Raw genomic sequence first — 16911 nt, forward strand, 5'->3', positions numbered from 1 at the left:
ATTGTAGAGGCATAGTTTTGCTATAACTGGACTGTTTATTCGGGGGAAGGACACAATGAAAAAAACAATTCTCGCACTCTCTATCGGTCTACTGAGCGCCTGCAGCCAGATTCCAGAAAATGCCATCGTATTAAGCGTTGGCGATGACACCGCTGTTTTTGAAGAAAACTCACAAGGCTTACTTGTCGCCGAGCAAAAACTCGAAAAAGGCAGTTACACCTTTACCATTGCTGACAGCAAGCAAAGCTGTGGCAGTAGCTTTGCCCTAGCAGAAGAAGATCGCATCAAGTTCAATCGTCCATTAAAAATGGATAACTGCGCCACTGATGCACAAATGCCGCTGCGTATCTTCAAAGCCAATACCTATCAATTTACGCTCAATCCAACCACCAACGAACTGACGGTAAAAATTAAACCAAAACAAAGTCAGGACATCACCTACTCTTGCCCTGTCGCAACTGACGCGCCAAAAACCATCAACGTTGCTCAAACCTTTAATGATGGCACTGTCGTTCGTGATGCCTTAACCGGACAAGAAGCCACAGTCACCAATGGCACCGTCACCATGCAACCGGGTCCTATGAGCCAAGGTCTATTGCTGCTAGAAGAAGTCGATCAGCAAGCCGACAAACCGTTCAGCTGGGATAACGCAACAGTGTACTTCGTCATGACTGACCGCTTCTACAATGGCAACCCTGACAACGACAACAGCTACGGTCGCAGTAAAGACGAAAAATATGAGATTGGTACCTTCCACGGTGGTGACTTAGCGGGTCTAACGAAAAAACTCGATTACATCGAATCACTTGGTGTGAATGCTATCTGGATAACCTCACCACTGGAACAAATCCACGGCTGGGTTGGCGGCGGCGATAAAGGCGACTTTAAGCACTACGGCTACCACGGCTACTATCACCAAGATTGGACCAAGCTTGATGCCAACATGGGTACCGAAGATGAACTCAGAACCTTCGTCGATACCGCCCACAAGAAAGGTATCCGCGTGATTTGGGATGTAGTCATGAACCACACAGGTTATGCGACATTAGCAGACATGCAGGAATTCGGATTTGGTCAGCTTTACCTTGATGACCAAGAAGCCAAAGAAGTCCTTGGTGAAAAATGGACCGACTGGCAGCCAAAATCAGGACAAAGCTGGCACAGCTTCAACGACTACATCAAATACGGTGATAGCGAAGCGTGGGATAAATGGTGGGGCAAAGATTGGGTCCGCACCGACATTGGCGACTACGATGCTCCGGGCTACAACGACATCACCATGTCTTTGAACTACCTACCGGATCTAAAAACCGAATCGACTCAGAAAACCGGATTACCAAATTTCTTCCGCAATAAAGACACCAATGCGCAAGATGAGCTGCAAACCCCGCGTGAGCATCTGATTAACTGGTTATCCGATTGGGTGCGCGACTACGGCATTGATGGCTTCCGCGTCGACACCGCTAAACACGTTGAAATGGAAGCGTGGGCAGAGTTGAAAGCCAGCACCACTCAAGCCCTGGCCCAGTGGAAGCAAAACAACCCGGACAAAGCCTTGGATGATCTACCTTTCTGGATGACGGGTGAAGTATGGGCACACAGCGTAATGAAGAGCCCGTATTTCGATAACGGCTTCGATTCCATCATTAACTTCGAGTTCCAATCTGATGTGGCACCAAAAGCACTGAAGTGTTTCGCTCAACTTGATAATGATTACCGCCGCTACGCAGAACGCATCAATACCGATCCTGAGTTCAACGTGTTGAGCTACCTATCTTCACACGATACACAGCTGTTTTGGTCAGCGCGCAGCCGCAGCTTTGATGACCAAGCACGTGCCGCGAATGCACTGATGCTGGCTCCCGGTGCAGTACAGATCTATTACGGTGATGAGATAGCTCGTGATTTTGGCATTACTGGTTCAGACGCCCACCAAGGCACACGCTCAGATATGCCATGGGATAAGATTCATGGCGAACGTGAAGATCTACTGCAACATTGGCAAAAGTTGGGTGAATTCCGTAAACGCCACCCAGCGGTTGCTCAAGGTAAGCACATCACTCGCAATCAAGAAGGTTACTACGCGTTCGAACGCCAATACCAAGACGACAAGGTACTGATTGTTTACACCGGTGAGTAAATCACACTCTCTCCACCAGCAAGGGAAGCATAAGCTTCCCTTTTTTATTGTTCTTTTTGCCCTTTTGTCTCGTTCCTCTGGTCTGATGACGCACTTTTTTCTTTTTCGGCTTAATTCACACTTTGCGTTAATTACACATTGAGGTAAGGTCAAGGATTACTCGATAAGCCGATAAAACATCGGCATAAACATACACAAAGCAATCACAATGAATTAGGTATAAGTCAGCATGCAGTTCTCAAAGTTTGGTGAAAAATTTAATCAGTATTCAGGTATTACGCAGTTAATGGACGATTTGAATGATGGTCTGCGCACACCAGGTGCCATCATGCTCGGTGGAGGTAATCCTGCCGCCATTCCTGCCATGCTCGATTACTTTCACCAAGCCAGTGAGGAAATGCTCGCCAGTGGGGAGCTCGTCGCCGCCCTCGCCAACTACGATGGCCCGCAGGGTAAAGACGCGTTCGTCAAAGCGCTAGCTCAGTTATTCCGTGAAACTTACGGCTGGGATATTTCCGAAAAAAACATCAGCCTAACTAACGGTAGCCAAAGTGGCTTTTTCTACTTGTTCAACTTGTTGGCAGGTAAACAGCCAGACGGTTCGCACAAGAAAGTGCTACTGCCTATCGCGCCTGAATACATCGGTTATGGTGATGCTGGCATTGATGAAGATATCTTTATCTCTTACCACCCAGAAATCGAGCTGTTAGATAACGGCCTGTTTAAATACCACGTCGATTTTGAGCAACTCGCCGTCGACGACTCTGTTGCGGCAATCTGCGCGTCTCGCCCAACTAACCCAACGGGTAATGTACTGACAGATGAAGAAGTACGTAAGCTGGACAAGCTAGCACGTGAGAACAACATCCCACTGATCATCGATAACGCCTACGGTCTACCTTTCCCGAACATCATCTTTGAAGATGTCGAACCGTTCTGGAATGAAAACACCATCCTATGCATGAGCCTATCTAAGCTTGGTTTACCGGGCGTGCGTTGTGGCATTGTGATTGCGAGTGAAGAAATCACTCAAGCGTTAACCAATATGAACGGCATCATCAGCCTAGCGCCGGGCAGTGTTGGTCCAGCGCTGGCAAACCATATAATTGGCAAAGGCGATCTTCTTAAACTGAGTTCAGAGGTGATTAAGCCGTTCTACAAGCAAAAATCACAACGTGCGGTTGAACTGCTCCAACAAGCAATTACCGATGAGCGATTCCGCATCCACAAGCCGGAAGGCGCTATCTTCTTGTGGTTATGGTTTGATGAACTGCCAATCACAACAATGGAACTGTACCAACGCTTGAAAGCGCGTGGCGTATTGATTGTCCCTGGTGAATATTTCTTTATTGGTCAGCAAGACGAGTGGGATCACGCGCACCAATGCCTGCGTATGAACTACGTTCAAGATGATGAGATGATGCAAAAAGGCATTGCGATTATCGCTGAAGAAGTGGAAAAGGCTTACCGCGAAGGTAAATAGACGGATTGAACTCAGCCGTTCTTCTCTTTGAAATTACGGCTTTAAAATAGCGGATTTGAAAACCCCAAACTAAAAAGAGCGCCCATATGGCGCTCTTTCTCATTCTATAACCGGGTGGTTAACTGATTAGTTGTTCTCAATCAGGTTGTTACCACCGATAGCAATCTTACGTGGTTGCATGGCTTCAGGGATTTCACGAACTAAATCGATATGAAGCAGACCGTTTTCCATTGATGCACCCACGACTTTTACGTAATCCGCTAGCTGGAATTTACGTTCAAAATCGCGTTCTGCAATACCTTGGTAAACGTAGTTTTTGCCTTCTTCGGCTTTACGTTCGCCCTTCACAATCAACATGTTTTCGTTTTGAGTCAGATCGAGCTGTTCTTCAGCAAAGCCAGCAACGGCCATAGTAATACGGTAGTTGTGCTCGTCTTTTTGCTCAATGTTGTATGGAGGGTAACCGCCAGAAGTATTTTTCGCTGTATTCGCTTCCATCAGGTTTAGCAGACGATCAAAGCCAATTGCATTACGGTATAATGGTGAGAAATCTACATTACGCATAAATCTATCCTCTTAATTAAGCAATAGTCTTAGTTCAGATGAGTTCCATCCTACTGGCGTGTTTATGCAAAAACCAACGCCGAACTAAGAGATTCTTATCATTCCACTGGCCTTGGTTTGGCTCGGAGACATGATATTGAATCTAAAGGTTTAAGTTGTGTACCAAAACGCCATATCCTCTTCTGAGCGATCTCGTTTTAGCGATTCCAGAGGGCTGGTCTTCTAGTCTCTAGCAAGCCAGTCACCCTCTTCATAACTAGATATAAGGTCGTCAAAAATGACTTTCAAGGGAAAAAATAAAAAATTTTTAAAGCATCCACTATCCCCTTGAACAGCTTAGTTCCTCATCACTTCGCGATCAGTGATAAAAAGCCCACCGTTCTGGAGGGCTCAATCTACACTTTACTTGCGGGAGGATTTACGCGCTTTTACAACGCCCTTTTCTGCCGCCTTTTCCTGCTTTAGTTTGCGCTTTTCTTTTAGACTCAACTGCGGTTGTTTCTTTTCTTTCTTACTCATGACTTCACCTCATCTATTGGCACAACAGACAACCACACAGCATTTTCTGAGCTGGTGGCTGCGATTGATGAACAATTTCAGTAATCACAAAGCAGCGTCGCTGATTAAAAATTTCCACTTCAAGCGCATCATTTTTAGCTCGACCTAACAGTCGAGACCCCAAATAAGAATCGACCGCGAGCATACCTGTCATGGGTTGCCCCTTACGCGAGCTGACCAATGTCATGCGATATTGATAGGCGCGTTCAACATCCACTAAGCGAACCGTGTCCCCAACCACAATACGAGCTCGGTTACGGCAATGGGCTTGTTGCTCGCAGATTTCAAATAGCGATAACAACCTTAGTGGTGATTGATAGGTTAAAAAGCGACTGGTTAACCACCAAGTTCGCAGCGCCAAGCAGTACGCCGAGAACCAGCGTTCAAACATGATTATTTCCTTCTTAATGCCTTGTCTTACAAATAAATTCAGTGCATTGAACCGGAAGTGCATCACTTCCGGCTTAGTTCAGGAAAGTCATCACCATTTTCTTAGTCTCCTTAATCATCAGCTCTTCAGCACTATAGCGAGCAGAAAAAAGAAAGCAAAAGCGCTCAAGCGAACAAAATGGCGAGAAAAAAAGAAAACAGATATAAAATGGCAGGCTTGATCGGGTTGTTGGCAGTTAGTACCAGAAAAACATCCGCTTTAGCAGAAAGTGGCGATTTTAGCTGGTGGTACAACAAAAAAAGCAGCGATTTCTCGCTGCTTTTTACTATCACGAACAGTGTCGTTATACGTCTAGGTTCGCTACTTTCAGTGCGTTCTCTTCGATGAAGTTACGACGAGGTTCTACTTGGTCACCCATTAGCGTAGTGAACAGTTGATCTGCGCCTACCGCATCTTCAATCGTTACCTGCATCATACGACGAGTTTCTGGGTCCATGGTGGTTTCCCAAAGTTGGTCTGGGTTCATCTCACCTAGACCTTTGTAGCGCTGACGGCTTAAGCCACGCATTGACTCTTTCACTAACCAGTCAAGCGCTTCTGCAAAGTTTGCCACTGGCATGGTACGCTCACCACGTTTGATGTACGCGCCTTCTTCCAGAAGTCCATCAAGTGCTTCTGATAGATCAGCCAACTTGCCGTACTCTTTCGAGTTTAGGAAGTCGATGCTAATTGCATGTTCGTGCGTCACACCGTGAGTACGAACCACAATCTTAGGCAAGTTTAAGCCTAGCTCTTCGTGCTGCTCAACTTCGTAGCTGTACTGACTTGCACCCACTTCTTTCGCATTCAGCTGCTCAATAAGCTGCTTCGTCCACGCTTCCACAACTGATGCGTCATGGCATTGCTCTGGCGTTAGGCGAGGAGTGTAAATCAACTCGTTTACCAAAGCACTTGGGTAACGACGGCTCATACGTTCCGCCAGTTTAATACCCGCATTGTACTGTTGAACAAGCTTCTCTAGTGCTTCACCTGCCAATGCTGGTGCTTCTGCGTTTACGTGTAGCGATGCGTTGTCCAGAGCCAATGATACTTGGTATTGGTTCATCGCTTCTTCATCTTTGATGTACTGCTCTTGTTTGCCTTTTTTCACTTTGTATAGTGGTGGCTGAGCGATGTACACATAGCCACGCTCGATAAGCTCTGGCATTTGACGGTAGAAGAAGGTCAACAGTAGCGTACGGATGTGCGAACCATCGACATCGGCATCGGTCATGATGATGATGTTGTGGTAACGAAGCTTGTCCGGGTTGTACTCGTCACGACCGATACCACAACCAAGTGCAGTGATCAGCGTTGCTACTTCTTGCGAAGACAGCATCTTGTCGAAACGCGCTTTTTCTACGTTAAGAATCTTACCTTTTAGCGGTAGGATTGCTTGGTTCTTACGGTTACGGCCTTGTTTTGCGGAGCCGCCTGCCGAATCACCCTCCACTATGTATAGTTCAGAGAGTGCCGGATCTTTTTCCTGACAGTCTGCAAGTTTACCTGGAAGGCCAGCTAGGTCTAGTGCACCTTTACGGCGCGTCATTTCACGAGCTTTACGCGCTGCTTCACGAGCACGTGCTGCATCGATGATTTTCGAACAAACCATCTTCGCTTCTGTCGGGTTCTCAATCAAGAACTCAGACAGTTTTTCACCCATTGCAGACTCAACAGCTGATTTCACTTCAGAAGAAACCAGTTTGTCTTTTGTTTGGCTTGAGAACTTAGGATCAGGCACTTTCACCGAAACAACCGCAGTTAGACCTTCACGCGCATCGTCGCCTGAAGTCGCTGTTTTCGCTTTCTTCGAGAAACCTTCTTTGTCCATAAAGCTGTTCAATGTACGTGTTAGCGCAGCACGGAAACCAGCAAGGTGAGTACCACCATCACGCTGTGGGATATTGTTGGTAAAGCAGAAGATGTTCTCTTGGAAACCATCGTTCCATTGCATCGCCACTTCAACTGAAATGCCGTCTTCACGCTCAGAGTTAAAGTGGAAGATTTTTTCGATGATTGGCGTTTTGTTGGTGTTTAGGTGATCAACGAACGCTTGAATACCACCTTCATACATGAAGTGATCATGTTTGTCCGCTTCACGTTCATCAACCAATTTGATCGACACACCAGAGTTCAGGAATGACAGTTCACGCAGGCGTTTCGCTAGAATGTCATAGTGGAACTCAGTGTTAGAGAACGTTTCGGCACTTGGCCAGAAACGAATTTGTGTACCGGTTTTATCCGTATCACCCACAACGGCTAGTGGCGCTTGAGGCTCACCATGGCGGTAGGTTTGCGTATGGATATGGCCACCACGATGAATCGTTAGCTCAACTTTCTCTGATAGTGCGTTTACTACTGAAACACCTACCCCGTGAAGACCACCCGATACTTTGTATGAGTTATCGTCGAACTTACCACCCGCGTGAAGAACCGTCATAATTACTTCTGCTGCAGAGACATTTTCCTCTGAGTGGATTTCTGTTGGAATGCCACGACCATCATCGCTAACGGAAACCGAGTTATCCTCATGAATTGTCACAACGATGTCTTTACAGTGACCTGCCAACGCTTCATCAATTGAGTTATCCACCACCTCGAAAACCATGTGGTGAAGGCCGGTGCCGTCGTCCGTATCGCCGATGTACATTCCTGGACGCTTACGTACCGCATCCAGACCCTTCAGTACCTTAATACTCGATGAATCGTAATTTTCAGACATGAGTTTCTCTCTTCTAGTTTGACTCTATCCTGCCATGTTCCACATGAAACAATTTACCGTTATCGTCCAACATATCGGCGATTTGGCTTTCAGTGATAGAGCTTACAAATACTTGTGCGCCCGTCTCTTTTAAGCAGTCAGCAAGACGCTTGCGACGTTGGCTATCTAATTCCGACGCGAAGTCATCAATTAGGTAAATGCATTGTTTACCGGCCATCTCTGTCAGGTGTTGCCCTTGCGCTACACGCAATGCACACACCATGAGTTTTAATTGACCGCGTGACAGAACATCTTCAACGGGCGTTCCGTTCACTTTAATGCGCAAATCAGCTTTGTTTGGGCCACTAAAGGTGTATCCCAATGCCTGATCACGCTCAAAATTCTTTTCTAGTATCTCGTGGTATGGAGTGTCTTTATCCCAGCCACGATAATACTTCAATTGGATCTCAAATTCTGGCAAAAATGTCTGACAGATAGTTTCTGCGACGGTTTTCATCTGCTCGATGTAACTTGCTCGCCATTGGCTGATGTTTTCAGCCAATCCTGCCATTTCCTGATCCCAATAACTGAGCTCACGATAACTATTGGCGGTTTTCAACAACGCGTTGCGCTGCTTGTTCAGGCGCTTGAACCTTCCCCATGCTTGATAAAAAGCGGGCTCGGTATGAAACACGCCCCAATCAATAAACGCACGACGATGTTTAGGGCCATCTGTCAGTAAATCAAACCCTTCTGGGTGTATCAACTGCAGAGGCAGAACTTGTGCCAACTGCGCTAATTTTTGTCCAGATTGACCGCCTATTTTAACCTCTGTTGAGCCATCACGCTGCTTATTAATGCCGATAGGTAGCTCAAATTGATCCGAGTTCAAAAAACGACCATGAACAAACAGTTCGTCACACTCATTTTGTATCACTCGTCCGGTGAGAGAGCTCTTGAATGAGCGGCCATGCCCGAGCAGATAAACCGCTTCTAAGACACTGGTTTTACCGCTGCCGTTCGGCCCGATAAGAAAGTTAAAGCCTGCTGATAACTCAATATCACAGGCTTTAATGTTTCGAAACTGCTGAATGATGAGACGAGAAAGAGGCATTCAGTTGGCTTATAGACGAATTGGCATCACCACGTACATGGCACTGTCATCGTCGGCATTTTCAATCAACGCGCTAGCGTTAGCATCCGACATCGACACTCGTACATTTTCACAACGCAACGTGTTCAGAACATCAAGCACATAGCTTACGTTAAAGCCGATTTCGATGGCGTCACCTTCAAAAGTTACATCAAGCATCTCTTCCGCTTCTTCTTGTTCTGGGTTATTCGCAGTTATGCGCATTTCAGTATCAGCCAGATTCACTCGCACGCCACGGAATTTTTCGTTGGAAAGAATCGCAGCACGAGAGAAGGCTTGGCGCAACTCGTCACAACTTGCTATTAGGGTCTTATTGGTGCTCTGAGGCAATACACGGCGGTAGTCAGGGAAACGACCATCAACCAACTTAGAGGTAAAAGTAAAGTTATTCACCTCAGCACGAACATTGGAGCTACCGATCTGAAGTACTACAGGCTGCTCTGGCGCATCCATCAACTTTACTAATTCTTGCACACCTTTGCGTGGCACGATGATTTGCTTCTGCGCAAAGTCCGCACCTAGCTGAGTTTGCGATACCGCCATACGGTGGCCGTCCGTCGCCACGCTGCGTAGCGTGGTGCCGTCAATTTCAAACAACATGCCGTTGAGGTAGTAACGAACGTCTTGATTCGCCATCGAGAACTGAGTTTTGTCGATCAGCGTACGTAAATCAGCTTGGCTCAGTGATACTTCCACTTCACTTTGCCAGTCTTCAATATTAGGGAAATCGTTCGCAGGAAGCGTTGCCAATGAGAAACGGCTGCGACCAGAGCGAACTTGTACGCGATCACCTTCTAATACAAATGTGATGATCGCATCGTCCGGTAAACCACGGCAGATATCGAGAAACTTACGCGAAGGAACGGTAATGCTGCCCGCTTCAAAATCACCTTCTAGCGTCACTTTGCTTACTAACTCTACTTCAAGATCGGTTGCCGTCATCGACAATACGTTCTCTTCTACTTTAAGAAGTAGGTTACCCAGGATTGGCAGAGTTGGTCGGCCACCTAAAGCGCCCGAAACCTGCTGTAGCGGTTTGATTAAATGACTACGTTCAATGGTAAATTTCATGCTTGGCTCTTTACGCTGTCAGCTCAATAAATGATTTGCTTAGAATACCGTTATTCTAACCGATTACGAAGACAGGGTGCGAATCAAGTTAGAGTAATCTTCTTTAATGTCGTGGCTCTCTTCACGCAGCTGCTCAATCTTGCGACAAGCATGAAGTACGGTCGTATGATCGCGGCCCCCAAACGCATCGCCAATTTCAGGCAAGCTATGGTTGGTTAGTTCTTTTGCTAACGCCATAGCCAGCTGACGAGGACGCGCTACAGAACGAGAACGACGCTTAGACAGCAAGTCCGCCACTTTAATCTTGTAGTATTCCGCCACGGTCTTTTGAATGTTATCGATCGTCACCAGCTTCTCTTGTAGAGCAAGCAGATCGCGCAGCGCTTCACGCACAAAATCAATCGTGATTGGACGACCAGTAAAGTTCGCGTTCGCGATAACACGGTTCAATGCACCTTCTAGCTCACGAACGTTCGAACGCAGACGCTTGGCAATGAAGAATGCCACTTCATCAGCAAGGTGGATTTGGTGATCTTCAGCTTTTTTCATCAAGATCGCCACACGCGTTTCAAGCTCAGGCGGCTCGATCGCAACAGTAAGACCCCAACCAAAGCGAGATTTAAGACGATCTTCAACGCCATTAATTTCTTTAGGATAACGGTCAGACGTTAGAATGATCTGCTGATTACCTTCCAATAGTGCGTTGAAGGTATGGAAGAATTCTTCTTGCGAACGTTCTTTATTAGCAAAGAATTGGATGTCATCGATAAGGAGTGCATCCACACTGCGGTAGTAGCGTTTGAATTCTTCAATCGCATTGTTTTGCAGCGCTTTCACCATGTCTTGCACAAAACGTTCTGAGTGCATGTAGACCACTTTTGCGTTCGGGTTGTTATCCACAATCGCGTTACCCACCGCATGCAATAAGTGGGTTTTACCCAAACCCGTGCCGCCGTATAGGAATAGTGGGTTGTAAGCTGCACCTGGGTTATCCGATACCTGACGCGCCGCAGCCAAACCCAGTTGGTTCGACTTACCTTCAACAAAGTTGTCGAACTTGTGTTTTGGGTTCATGTTTGAGCGGTGATTGATAGCCGCAATCGCTTGAGCGTCGTCATCCCAGGTTTTGTGTACTGGCTTACGCGCCTGTAATTGCGCAGGTGCAGATGACTCCGCAGCCACATCTGCAGGCGTACGTGTCGGCGCTGGTTTTGGAGCAGAGACAGGTCGGCTCCCCACTTCAAAGCGTAAGTTAGGAATGTCGCCACCACAGTATTCCTGCAGTAAGCGAGTAATATTGTTCAGATACTTATCACGCACCCAGTCCAACACGAAGCGGTTTGGCGCGAATAGAGTGAGAGTATTGTCATTGAGCTCCGCTTGTAGCGGACGAACCCACATGCTGAATTCTGTAGCTGGTAGCTCTTCTTGAAGCTGCTGCAAACATTGCAGCCAAAGCGAAGATGACACGGTGCCCCCACTGAGTAATTGAATTATCGGAAAAGACTGGCAATTTTACCTGTTGATAACCAAGATCGCCAGCGATTGATCGACGATCCAGTGAATAAGATCCAAGTTATTCACAATTATTTCTGCAAACTTGATGAGATCAACACACCTTGCCCCAAATTTGCCCACACAACGATCCACAATTGGGCAAAATTCACAAGATCGAGCGATTGGTGATAAGTCTGTGTATTATTTTATTCCCAATGCTGATTTTGTCGATCATTTCGCTAGGTTCAGTTCGCATTTTCGTCACATTTAACATTCTTCTTCTATTATCTAATAACTCACAGGTCTAGGTTATTGCTCTTGGTTATTTATTTAATTGAGCTAACTAACAGTAGTATTTCCAACCATAAAATTATGGAGATGTATTATGAAAAACTGGATTAAGGTTGCCGTTGCAGCCATTGCACTGTCGGCAGCAACCGTACAAGCCGCTACTGAAGTCAAAGTTGGTATGTCAGGTCGCTACTTCCCGTTTACTTTTGTAAAGCAAGACAAGCTACAAGGCTTTGAAGTCGACATGTGGGATGAAATCGGTAAACGTAACGATTACAAAATCGAATACGTAACAGCCAACTTCTCTGGTTTATTTGGTCTTTTAGAAACTGGTCGTATCGATACGATCTCCAACCAAATCACCATGACTGACGAGCGTAAAGCTAAATACCTATTTGCTGACCCTTACGTTGTAGATGGCGCACAAATTACCGTGCGTAAAGGCAACGACAGCATCAAAGGTGTTGACGATCTTGCGGGCAAAACCGTTGCGGTGAACCTAGGCTCTAACTTTGAACAACTGCTGCGTCAATACGACAAAGACGGCAAGATCAACATTAAAACGTACGACACAGGTATCGAACATGACGTGGCGCTCGGTCGAGCAGATGCATTTGTAATGGATCGTCTTTCTGCGTTAGAGCTGATTAAGAAAACTGGCCTTCCTCTGGAATTGGCAGGCGAACCGTTTGAGACCATTCAAAACGCATGGCCTTTCGTTGACAACGAGAAAGGTCGTAAGCTGCAAGAAGAAGTAAACAAAGCACTGGCTGAGATGCGCGCAGATGGTACAGTAGAGAAAATTTCCGTGAAGTGGTTTGGCGCTGACATCACGAAATAAGAACTCTTTGTACTTTAGGCCGCAAAGTGGTATCACTCTCGGACTAAAATAAACTTACGTAAAGGTGGAACTTGTTTTCCACCTTTTCTTTTCTCTAGCCTTTAGGTAAGCCGTATGGGATTTGACTTTAATTACATGTTGGAACTGCTGCCGATATTGCTGAAATATCTTGGCACAACCATGGAAATGGCGACATGGGGATTGGTGTTTTCGCTGATTTTATCCGTCATTTTAGCCAATATTCGCGTATTTAAACTGCCAGTTCTGGATCAATTAAGCCAACTGTACATCAGCTTCTTCCGTGGCACCCCACTGTTGGTTCAGCTTTTCCTGCTTTACTACGGCTTACCGCAAATTTTTCCATTGATGGTCGGTATCGACGCCTTTTCAGCAGCGGTAATCGGTTTAACGCTGCACTTTGCCGCTTATATGGCGGAAAGTATTCGTGCCGCCATTATTGGCATTGATCGCAGCCAAATGGAAGCGAGCTTATCGGTCGGTATGACGACATCCCAAGCAATGCGCCGAGTGATTTTACCTCAAGCAACGCGTGTCGCACTGCCTTCATTGATGAACTATTTCATCGATATGATCAAGTCAACGTCTCTCGCTTTCACGCTTGGTGTGGCCGAAATCATGGCGAAAGCACAGATGGAAGCCTCATCAAGTTTCCGTTTCTTTGAAGCTTTCCTTGCGGTTGCTCTTATTTACTGGGGCGTGGTGGTAATTCTGACTCGCGTACAAATCTGGGCAGAAGCAAAACTGAATAAGGCGTACGTACGATGATTAAGCTAGAAAATATTCACAAACGTTTTGGTGAGACTGAAGTGCTGAAAGGCATCGACCTCGATATTAAGCAAGGTGAGATCATCGTGATTATCGGCTCAAGTGGTACGGGTAAATCAACCTTGCTGCGTACGGTGAACTTTCTAGAACAAGCAGATGAAGGTCGTATCACGATAGATGACATCTCCGTTGATACTCAAAAACACACTAAAGCCGAAGTATTAGCGCTGCGTCGTCGAACTGGCTTTGTGTTCCAAAACTATGCCCTGTTTGCCCACATGAATGCGCGCCAGAACATTGCCGAAGGTCTAGTGACCGTTCGAGGTTGGAAAAAAGCCGATGCTCTCAAACGAGCGCAACAAATTCTGGATGACATCGGCCTTGGGGATAAAGGCGATAGTTATCCAGCGTCATTATCTGGCGGCCAACAACAACGTGTGGGTATCGGCCGAGCGATGGCGCTGCAACCAGAACTGCTGTTGTTTGACGAACCAACTTCTGCGCTGGATCCTGAATGGGTCGGTGAAGTTCTCTCATTAATGAAGAAGTTAGCTAATCAGCATCAAACCATGCTGGTGGTGACGCACGAGATGCAATTCGCGAAAGAAGTAGCTGATAGAGTGATCTTCATGGCGGAAGGCAATATCGTTGAGCAAGGTTCTCCACAGGATATCTTCGATAATCCACAAGATCCTCGTTTGAAAAAATTCCTTAACCAAGTAGGAATAGAGTAACGATCAAGCATCAGGATCGATTGATCCTTGAGATTTTACTCACACTACGTATAATCGCCCGGCCGGAATTTCGTACTCATTGAGTCATTGACACATTATGTGAGTGTGATTACAATTCCGCCTCTTTGTTGAGAGGCGTCGGTTGTCCTTCTCTATATAAAGAGCTTCTTTATATAAGAAAGCAAATACCCACGCCGGGTTTAACAAGAACCTAAAACTACTGATCAGTAAAGGTAATTATCATGAAACGCACTTTTCAACCTACAGTTCTAAAGCGCAAGCGTACTCACGGCTTCCGTGCTCGCATGGCAACTAAGAACGGTCGTAAAGTTATCAACGCACGTCGTGCAAAAGGCCGTGCGCGCCTATCAAAATAATCGCTAGTTTATTTTGAACACGTACGCGTTTAATCGGGAGTTACGTTTGTTAACTCCCGAGCATTATCAAAACGTCTTCCAGCAAGCTCATCGAGCTGGCTCGCCTCATTTCACCATCATTGCTCGCAATAACAAACTTTCTCACCCACGATTAGGTTTAGCGGTTCCCAAAAAGCAAATCAAAACGGCTGTCGGTCGTAACCGATTTAAGCGTTTGGCTCGTGAAAGCTTTCGTAACAATCAACATCAGCTTCCAAACAAAGATTTTGTTGTGATTGCGAAGAAAAGCGCGCAAGATTTAAGCAATGAGGAAATTTTTAAGTTGTTTGATAAGCTATGGCAACGCCTGTCTCGCCCTTCACGTGGATAGCCATTGGGCTCGTTTATCTGTATCGCTGGTTTATCAGCCCTTTGATTGGTCCTCGTTGCCGGTTCACACCAACCTGTTCCACTTACGCGCTAGAAGCTTTGAGAGCTCACGGTTTTGTAAAAGGATGTTGGTTATCAGGCAAACGTCTATTAAAATGCCACCCTTTGAATGAAGGGGGGTATGACCCCGTTCCACCAGTCCAAAAACAAGACAGAGATAACTAACGATGGATTCTCAACGTAATATCCTGCTCATCGGTTTGGCCCTGGTTTCTTTTTTGCTGTTTCAACAATGGCAAGTTGCAAAGAATCCAGAACCTCAAGCAGTTGAACAGGCTCAATCAAGCAGCACTCTACCTGCACCATCTTTTGCTGATGAACTTGACCCAGTTCCTGGTCAACAGCAAGCTTCTGCAAAAACTATCACAGTAACGACTGATGTTTTAACTCTGTCGATCGACACCGTTGGTGGCGATGTGGTACATGCCAACCTTAACGAATACTCTGCTGAGTTAGATTCATCAGATTCCTTTGTTCTGCTTAAAGACGCTCAAGGTCACCAATTTATCGCTCAAAGCGGTCTAGTGGGTCCTCAAGGTATCGACTTGAGCAGCACAAATCGCCCTCACTACAACGTAAGTGCAGACAGCTTCACAATGGCTGACGGTCAAGATGAACTTCGCGTTCCGATGACATTCACTGCAAACGGCATCGAATACACCAAAACTTACATCTTTAAACGCGGCAGCTACGCGCTTAATGTTGAATACGATGTAGTGAACAACTCAGGCAACAACGCAACATTTGGTATGTACGCTCACCTACGTCAAAACCTAATGGACGATGGTGGTAGCATCACAATGCCTACTTACCGTGGTGGCGCATACTCAACAGAAGATACGCGTTACAAGAAGTACAGCTTTGATGATATGCAGGATCGCAACCTGTCTCTTAACCTAGCCGATGGCCAAGGTTGGGCAGCAATGATTCAGCACTACTTTGCCGCAGCTTGGATCCCACGTAACGAACCAGGTACTAACCTATACACTCGTGTAATTGGCAACCTCGGCGACATCGGCGTTCGTATGCCGAACAAAACTATCGCAACAGGCGATCAGGCTAAGTTTGAAGCAACACTTTGGGTTGGTCCAAAACTGCAAGATGAAATGGCAGAAGTTGCACCTAACCTAGACCTAGTAGTGGACTACGGCTGGTTATGGTTCATTGCGAAGCCTCTTCATATGTTGCTTTCATTCATCCAGAGCTTTGTTGGCAACTGGGGTGTGGCAATCATCTGTCTGACCTTCATCGTTCGTGGTGCAATGTACCCACTAACAAAAGCGCAATACACGTCTATGGCGAAAATGCGCATGCTACAGCCTAAGCTGCAAGCAATGCGTGAGCGTATCGGTGATGACCGTCAGCGCATGAGCCAAGAAATGATGGAACTGTACAAGAAAGAGAAAGTGAACCCACTAGGTGGCTGTTTACCTCTTATCCTACAGATGCCTATCTTCATCGCGCTTTACTGGGCACTAATGGAATCGGTTGAGCTACGTCACTCTCCATTCTTCGGTTGGATTCATGACCTTTCAGCGCAGGACCCTTACTACATCCTGCCTCTACTGATGGGTGCGTCAATGTTCCTAATCCAGAAGATGAGCCCGACAACAGTAACGGATCCAATGCAGCAGAAGATCATGACCTTTATGCCGGTTATGTTTACCTTCTTCTTCTTGTTCTTCCCATCAGGTCTCGTTCTGTACTGGTTGGTGTCAAACATCGTAACGCTTATCCAGCAAACTCTGATCTACAAAGGATTAGAGAAAAAAGGCTTACACAGCAAGTAACCTTTTAGGAAATGATTGAGAAAGGCGGCCAAAAGGTCGCCTTTTTGTTTTTGGCTGATTACAATT

The 16911-nt window shown here is 46.3% G+C and carries 15 protein-coding genes; 9 read left to right on the forward strand and 6 right to left on the reverse strand.

What is annotated here, in order from left to right; all coding sequences use genetic code 11:
• Positions 1 to 55: 55 nt before the first annotated feature.
• On the forward strand, positions 56 to 2140 hold the full coding sequence (locus tag R7P67_RS16660) for an alpha-amylase (protein ID WP_262654151.1): 2085 nt from the start codon (positions 56 to 58) through the stop codon (positions 2138 to 2140).
• Between the two features lie 229 nt (positions 2141 to 2369).
• Positions 2370 to 3623: a valine--pyruvate transaminase gene (locus R7P67_RS16665; protein ID WP_017635592.1), complete on the forward strand. Its 1254-nt coding sequence runs from the start codon at positions 2370 to 2372 to the stop codon at positions 3621 to 3623.
• A 126-nt stretch (positions 3624 to 3749) separates the two neighbouring features.
• On the opposite strand, the gene R7P67_RS16670 is transcribed toward R7P67_RS16665, so the two are convergent.
• From R7P67_RS16670 to dnaA, 6 genes are all read right to left on the reverse strand, one after another.
• Positions 3750 to 4187: an Hsp20 family protein gene (locus R7P67_RS16670; protein ID WP_005378857.1), complete on the reverse strand. Its 438-nt coding sequence runs from the start codon at positions 4185 to 4187 to the stop codon at positions 3750 to 3752.
• A gap of 532 nt (positions 4188 to 4719) precedes the next feature.
• Positions 4720 to 5136 carry a GreA/GreB family elongation factor gene (locus R7P67_RS16675; RefSeq protein WP_213967173.1) on the reverse strand — a complete coding sequence of 139 codons (417 nt, stop codon included), beginning with the start codon at positions 5134 to 5136 and terminating at the stop codon, positions 4720 to 4722.
• Between the two features lie 343 nt (positions 5137 to 5479).
• A complete protein-coding gene (gene gyrB / locus R7P67_RS16680; RefSeq protein ID WP_005378841.1) occupies positions 5480 to 7897 on the reverse strand; it encodes a DNA topoisomerase (ATP-hydrolyzing) subunit B in 2418 nt (805 codons plus the stop codon).
• Positions 7898 to 7910: 13 nt separating this feature from the next.
• Positions 7911 to 8990 carry a DNA replication/repair protein RecF gene (recF, locus tag R7P67_RS16685; RefSeq protein WP_005378839.1) on the reverse strand — a complete coding sequence of 360 codons (1080 nt, stop codon included), beginning with the start codon at positions 8988 to 8990 and terminating at the stop codon, positions 7911 to 7913.
• Positions 8991 to 8999: 9 nt separating this feature from the next.
• Complete coding sequence (dnaN, locus tag R7P67_RS16690) at positions 9000 to 10100, reverse strand: DNA polymerase III subunit beta (protein ID WP_005394106.1); 1101 nt, start codon at positions 10098 to 10100, stop codon at positions 9000 to 9002.
• A gap of 63 nt (positions 10101 to 10163) precedes the next feature.
• Positions 10164 to 11570: a chromosomal replication initiator protein DnaA gene (gene dnaA / locus R7P67_RS16695; protein WP_005378835.1), complete on the reverse strand. Its 1407-nt coding sequence runs from the start codon at positions 11568 to 11570 to the stop codon at positions 10164 to 10166.
• A gap of 412 nt (positions 11571 to 11982) precedes the next feature.
• Between dnaA and R7P67_RS16700 the strand changes: the two genes are divergently transcribed.
• From R7P67_RS16700 to yidC, 7 genes are all read left to right on the forward strand, one after another.
• Positions 11983 to 12729, forward strand: coding sequence for an amino acid ABC transporter substrate-binding protein (locus R7P67_RS16700; RefSeq protein WP_005378831.1), 747 nt, complete (start codon positions 11983 to 11985; stop codon positions 12727 to 12729).
• A 114-nt stretch (positions 12730 to 12843) separates the two neighbouring features.
• A complete protein-coding gene (locus R7P67_RS16705; protein ID WP_005378829.1) occupies positions 12844 to 13515 on the forward strand; it encodes an amino acid ABC transporter permease in 672 nt (223 codons plus the stop codon).
• Positions 13512 to 14249, forward strand: a complete 738-nt coding sequence (locus R7P67_RS16710) for an amino acid ABC transporter ATP-binding protein (protein ID WP_054730019.1) — start codon at positions 13512 to 13514, stop codon at positions 14247 to 14249. The genes R7P67_RS16705 and R7P67_RS16710 overlap by 4 nt, the downstream gene beginning before the upstream one ends.
• 242 nt (positions 14250 to 14491) lie before the next feature.
• A complete protein-coding gene (rpmH, locus tag R7P67_RS16715; RefSeq protein ID WP_005378825.1) occupies positions 14492 to 14626 on the forward strand; it encodes a 50S ribosomal protein L34 in 135 nt (44 codons plus the stop codon).
• A 46-nt stretch (positions 14627 to 14672) separates the two neighbouring features.
• Positions 14673 to 14996 (forward strand): ribonuclease P protein component, encoded by a 324-nt coding sequence (gene rnpA, locus R7P67_RS16720; RefSeq protein WP_005394102.1) that lies wholly within the window; start codon positions 14673 to 14675, stop codon positions 14994 to 14996.
• Positions 14963 to 15220 (forward strand): membrane protein insertion efficiency factor YidD, encoded by a 258-nt coding sequence (gene yidD, locus R7P67_RS16725; RefSeq protein ID WP_005378822.1) that lies wholly within the window; start codon positions 14963 to 14965, stop codon positions 15218 to 15220. The genes rnpA and yidD overlap by 34 nt, the downstream gene beginning before the upstream one ends.
• A 2-nt stretch (positions 15221 to 15222) precedes the next feature.
• Positions 15223 to 16845, forward strand: a complete 1623-nt coding sequence (gene yidC, locus R7P67_RS16730; protein ID WP_005383834.1) for a membrane protein insertase YidC — start codon at positions 15223 to 15225, stop codon at positions 16843 to 16845.
• The last annotated feature ends 66 nt before the right edge of the window (positions 16846 to 16911 follow it).

It is taken from the genome of Vibrio sp. Vb0937, assembly GCF_033338855.1.

What these genes read in the sequence shown, in the direction of transcription:
- R7P67_RS16660 (WP_262654151.1), top strand. Translation starts at nt 56, where the DNA reads ATGAAAAAAACAATTCTCGCACTCTCTATCGGTCTACTGAGCGCCTGC.
- R7P67_RS16665 (WP_017635592.1), top strand. Translation starts at nt 2,370, where the DNA reads ATGCAGTTCTCAAAGTTTGGTGAAAAATTTAATCAGTATTCAGGTATT.
- R7P67_RS16670 (WP_005378857.1), bottom strand. Translation starts at nt 4,187, where the DNA reads ATGCGTAATGTAGATTTCTCACCATTATACCGTAATGCAATTGGCTTT.
- R7P67_RS16675 (WP_213967173.1), bottom strand. Translation starts at nt 5,136, where the DNA reads ATGTTTGAACGCTGGTTCTCGGCGTACTGCTTGGCGCTGCGAACTTGG.
- gyrB (WP_005378841.1), bottom strand. Translation starts at nt 7,897, where the DNA reads ATGTCTGAAAATTACGATTCATCGAGTATTAAGGTACTGAAGGGTCTG.
- recF (WP_005378839.1), bottom strand. Translation starts at nt 8,990, where the DNA reads ATGCCTCTTTCTCGTCTCATCATTCAGCAGTTTCGAAACATTAAAGCC.
- dnaN (WP_005394106.1), bottom strand. Translation starts at nt 10,100, where the DNA reads ATGAAATTTACCATTGAACGTAGTCATTTAATCAAACCGCTACAGCAG.
- R7P67_RS16700 (WP_005378831.1), top strand. Translation starts at nt 11,983, where the DNA reads ATGAAAAACTGGATTAAGGTTGCCGTTGCAGCCATTGCACTGTCGGCA.
- R7P67_RS16705 (WP_005378829.1), top strand. Translation starts at nt 12,844, where the DNA reads ATGGGATTTGACTTTAATTACATGTTGGAACTGCTGCCGATATTGCTG.
- R7P67_RS16710 (WP_054730019.1), top strand. Translation starts at nt 13,512, where the DNA reads ATGATTAAGCTAGAAAATATTCACAAACGTTTTGGTGAGACTGAAGTG.
- rpmH (WP_005378825.1), top strand. Translation starts at nt 14,492, where the DNA reads ATGAAACGCACTTTTCAACCTACAGTTCTAAAGCGCAAGCGTACTCAC.
- yidD (WP_005378822.1), top strand. Translation starts at nt 14,963, where the DNA reads ATGGCAACGCCTGTCTCGCCCTTCACGTGGATAGCCATTGGGCTCGTT.
- yidC (WP_005383834.1), top strand. Translation starts at nt 15,223, where the DNA reads ATGGATTCTCAACGTAATATCCTGCTCATCGGTTTGGCCCTGGTTTCT.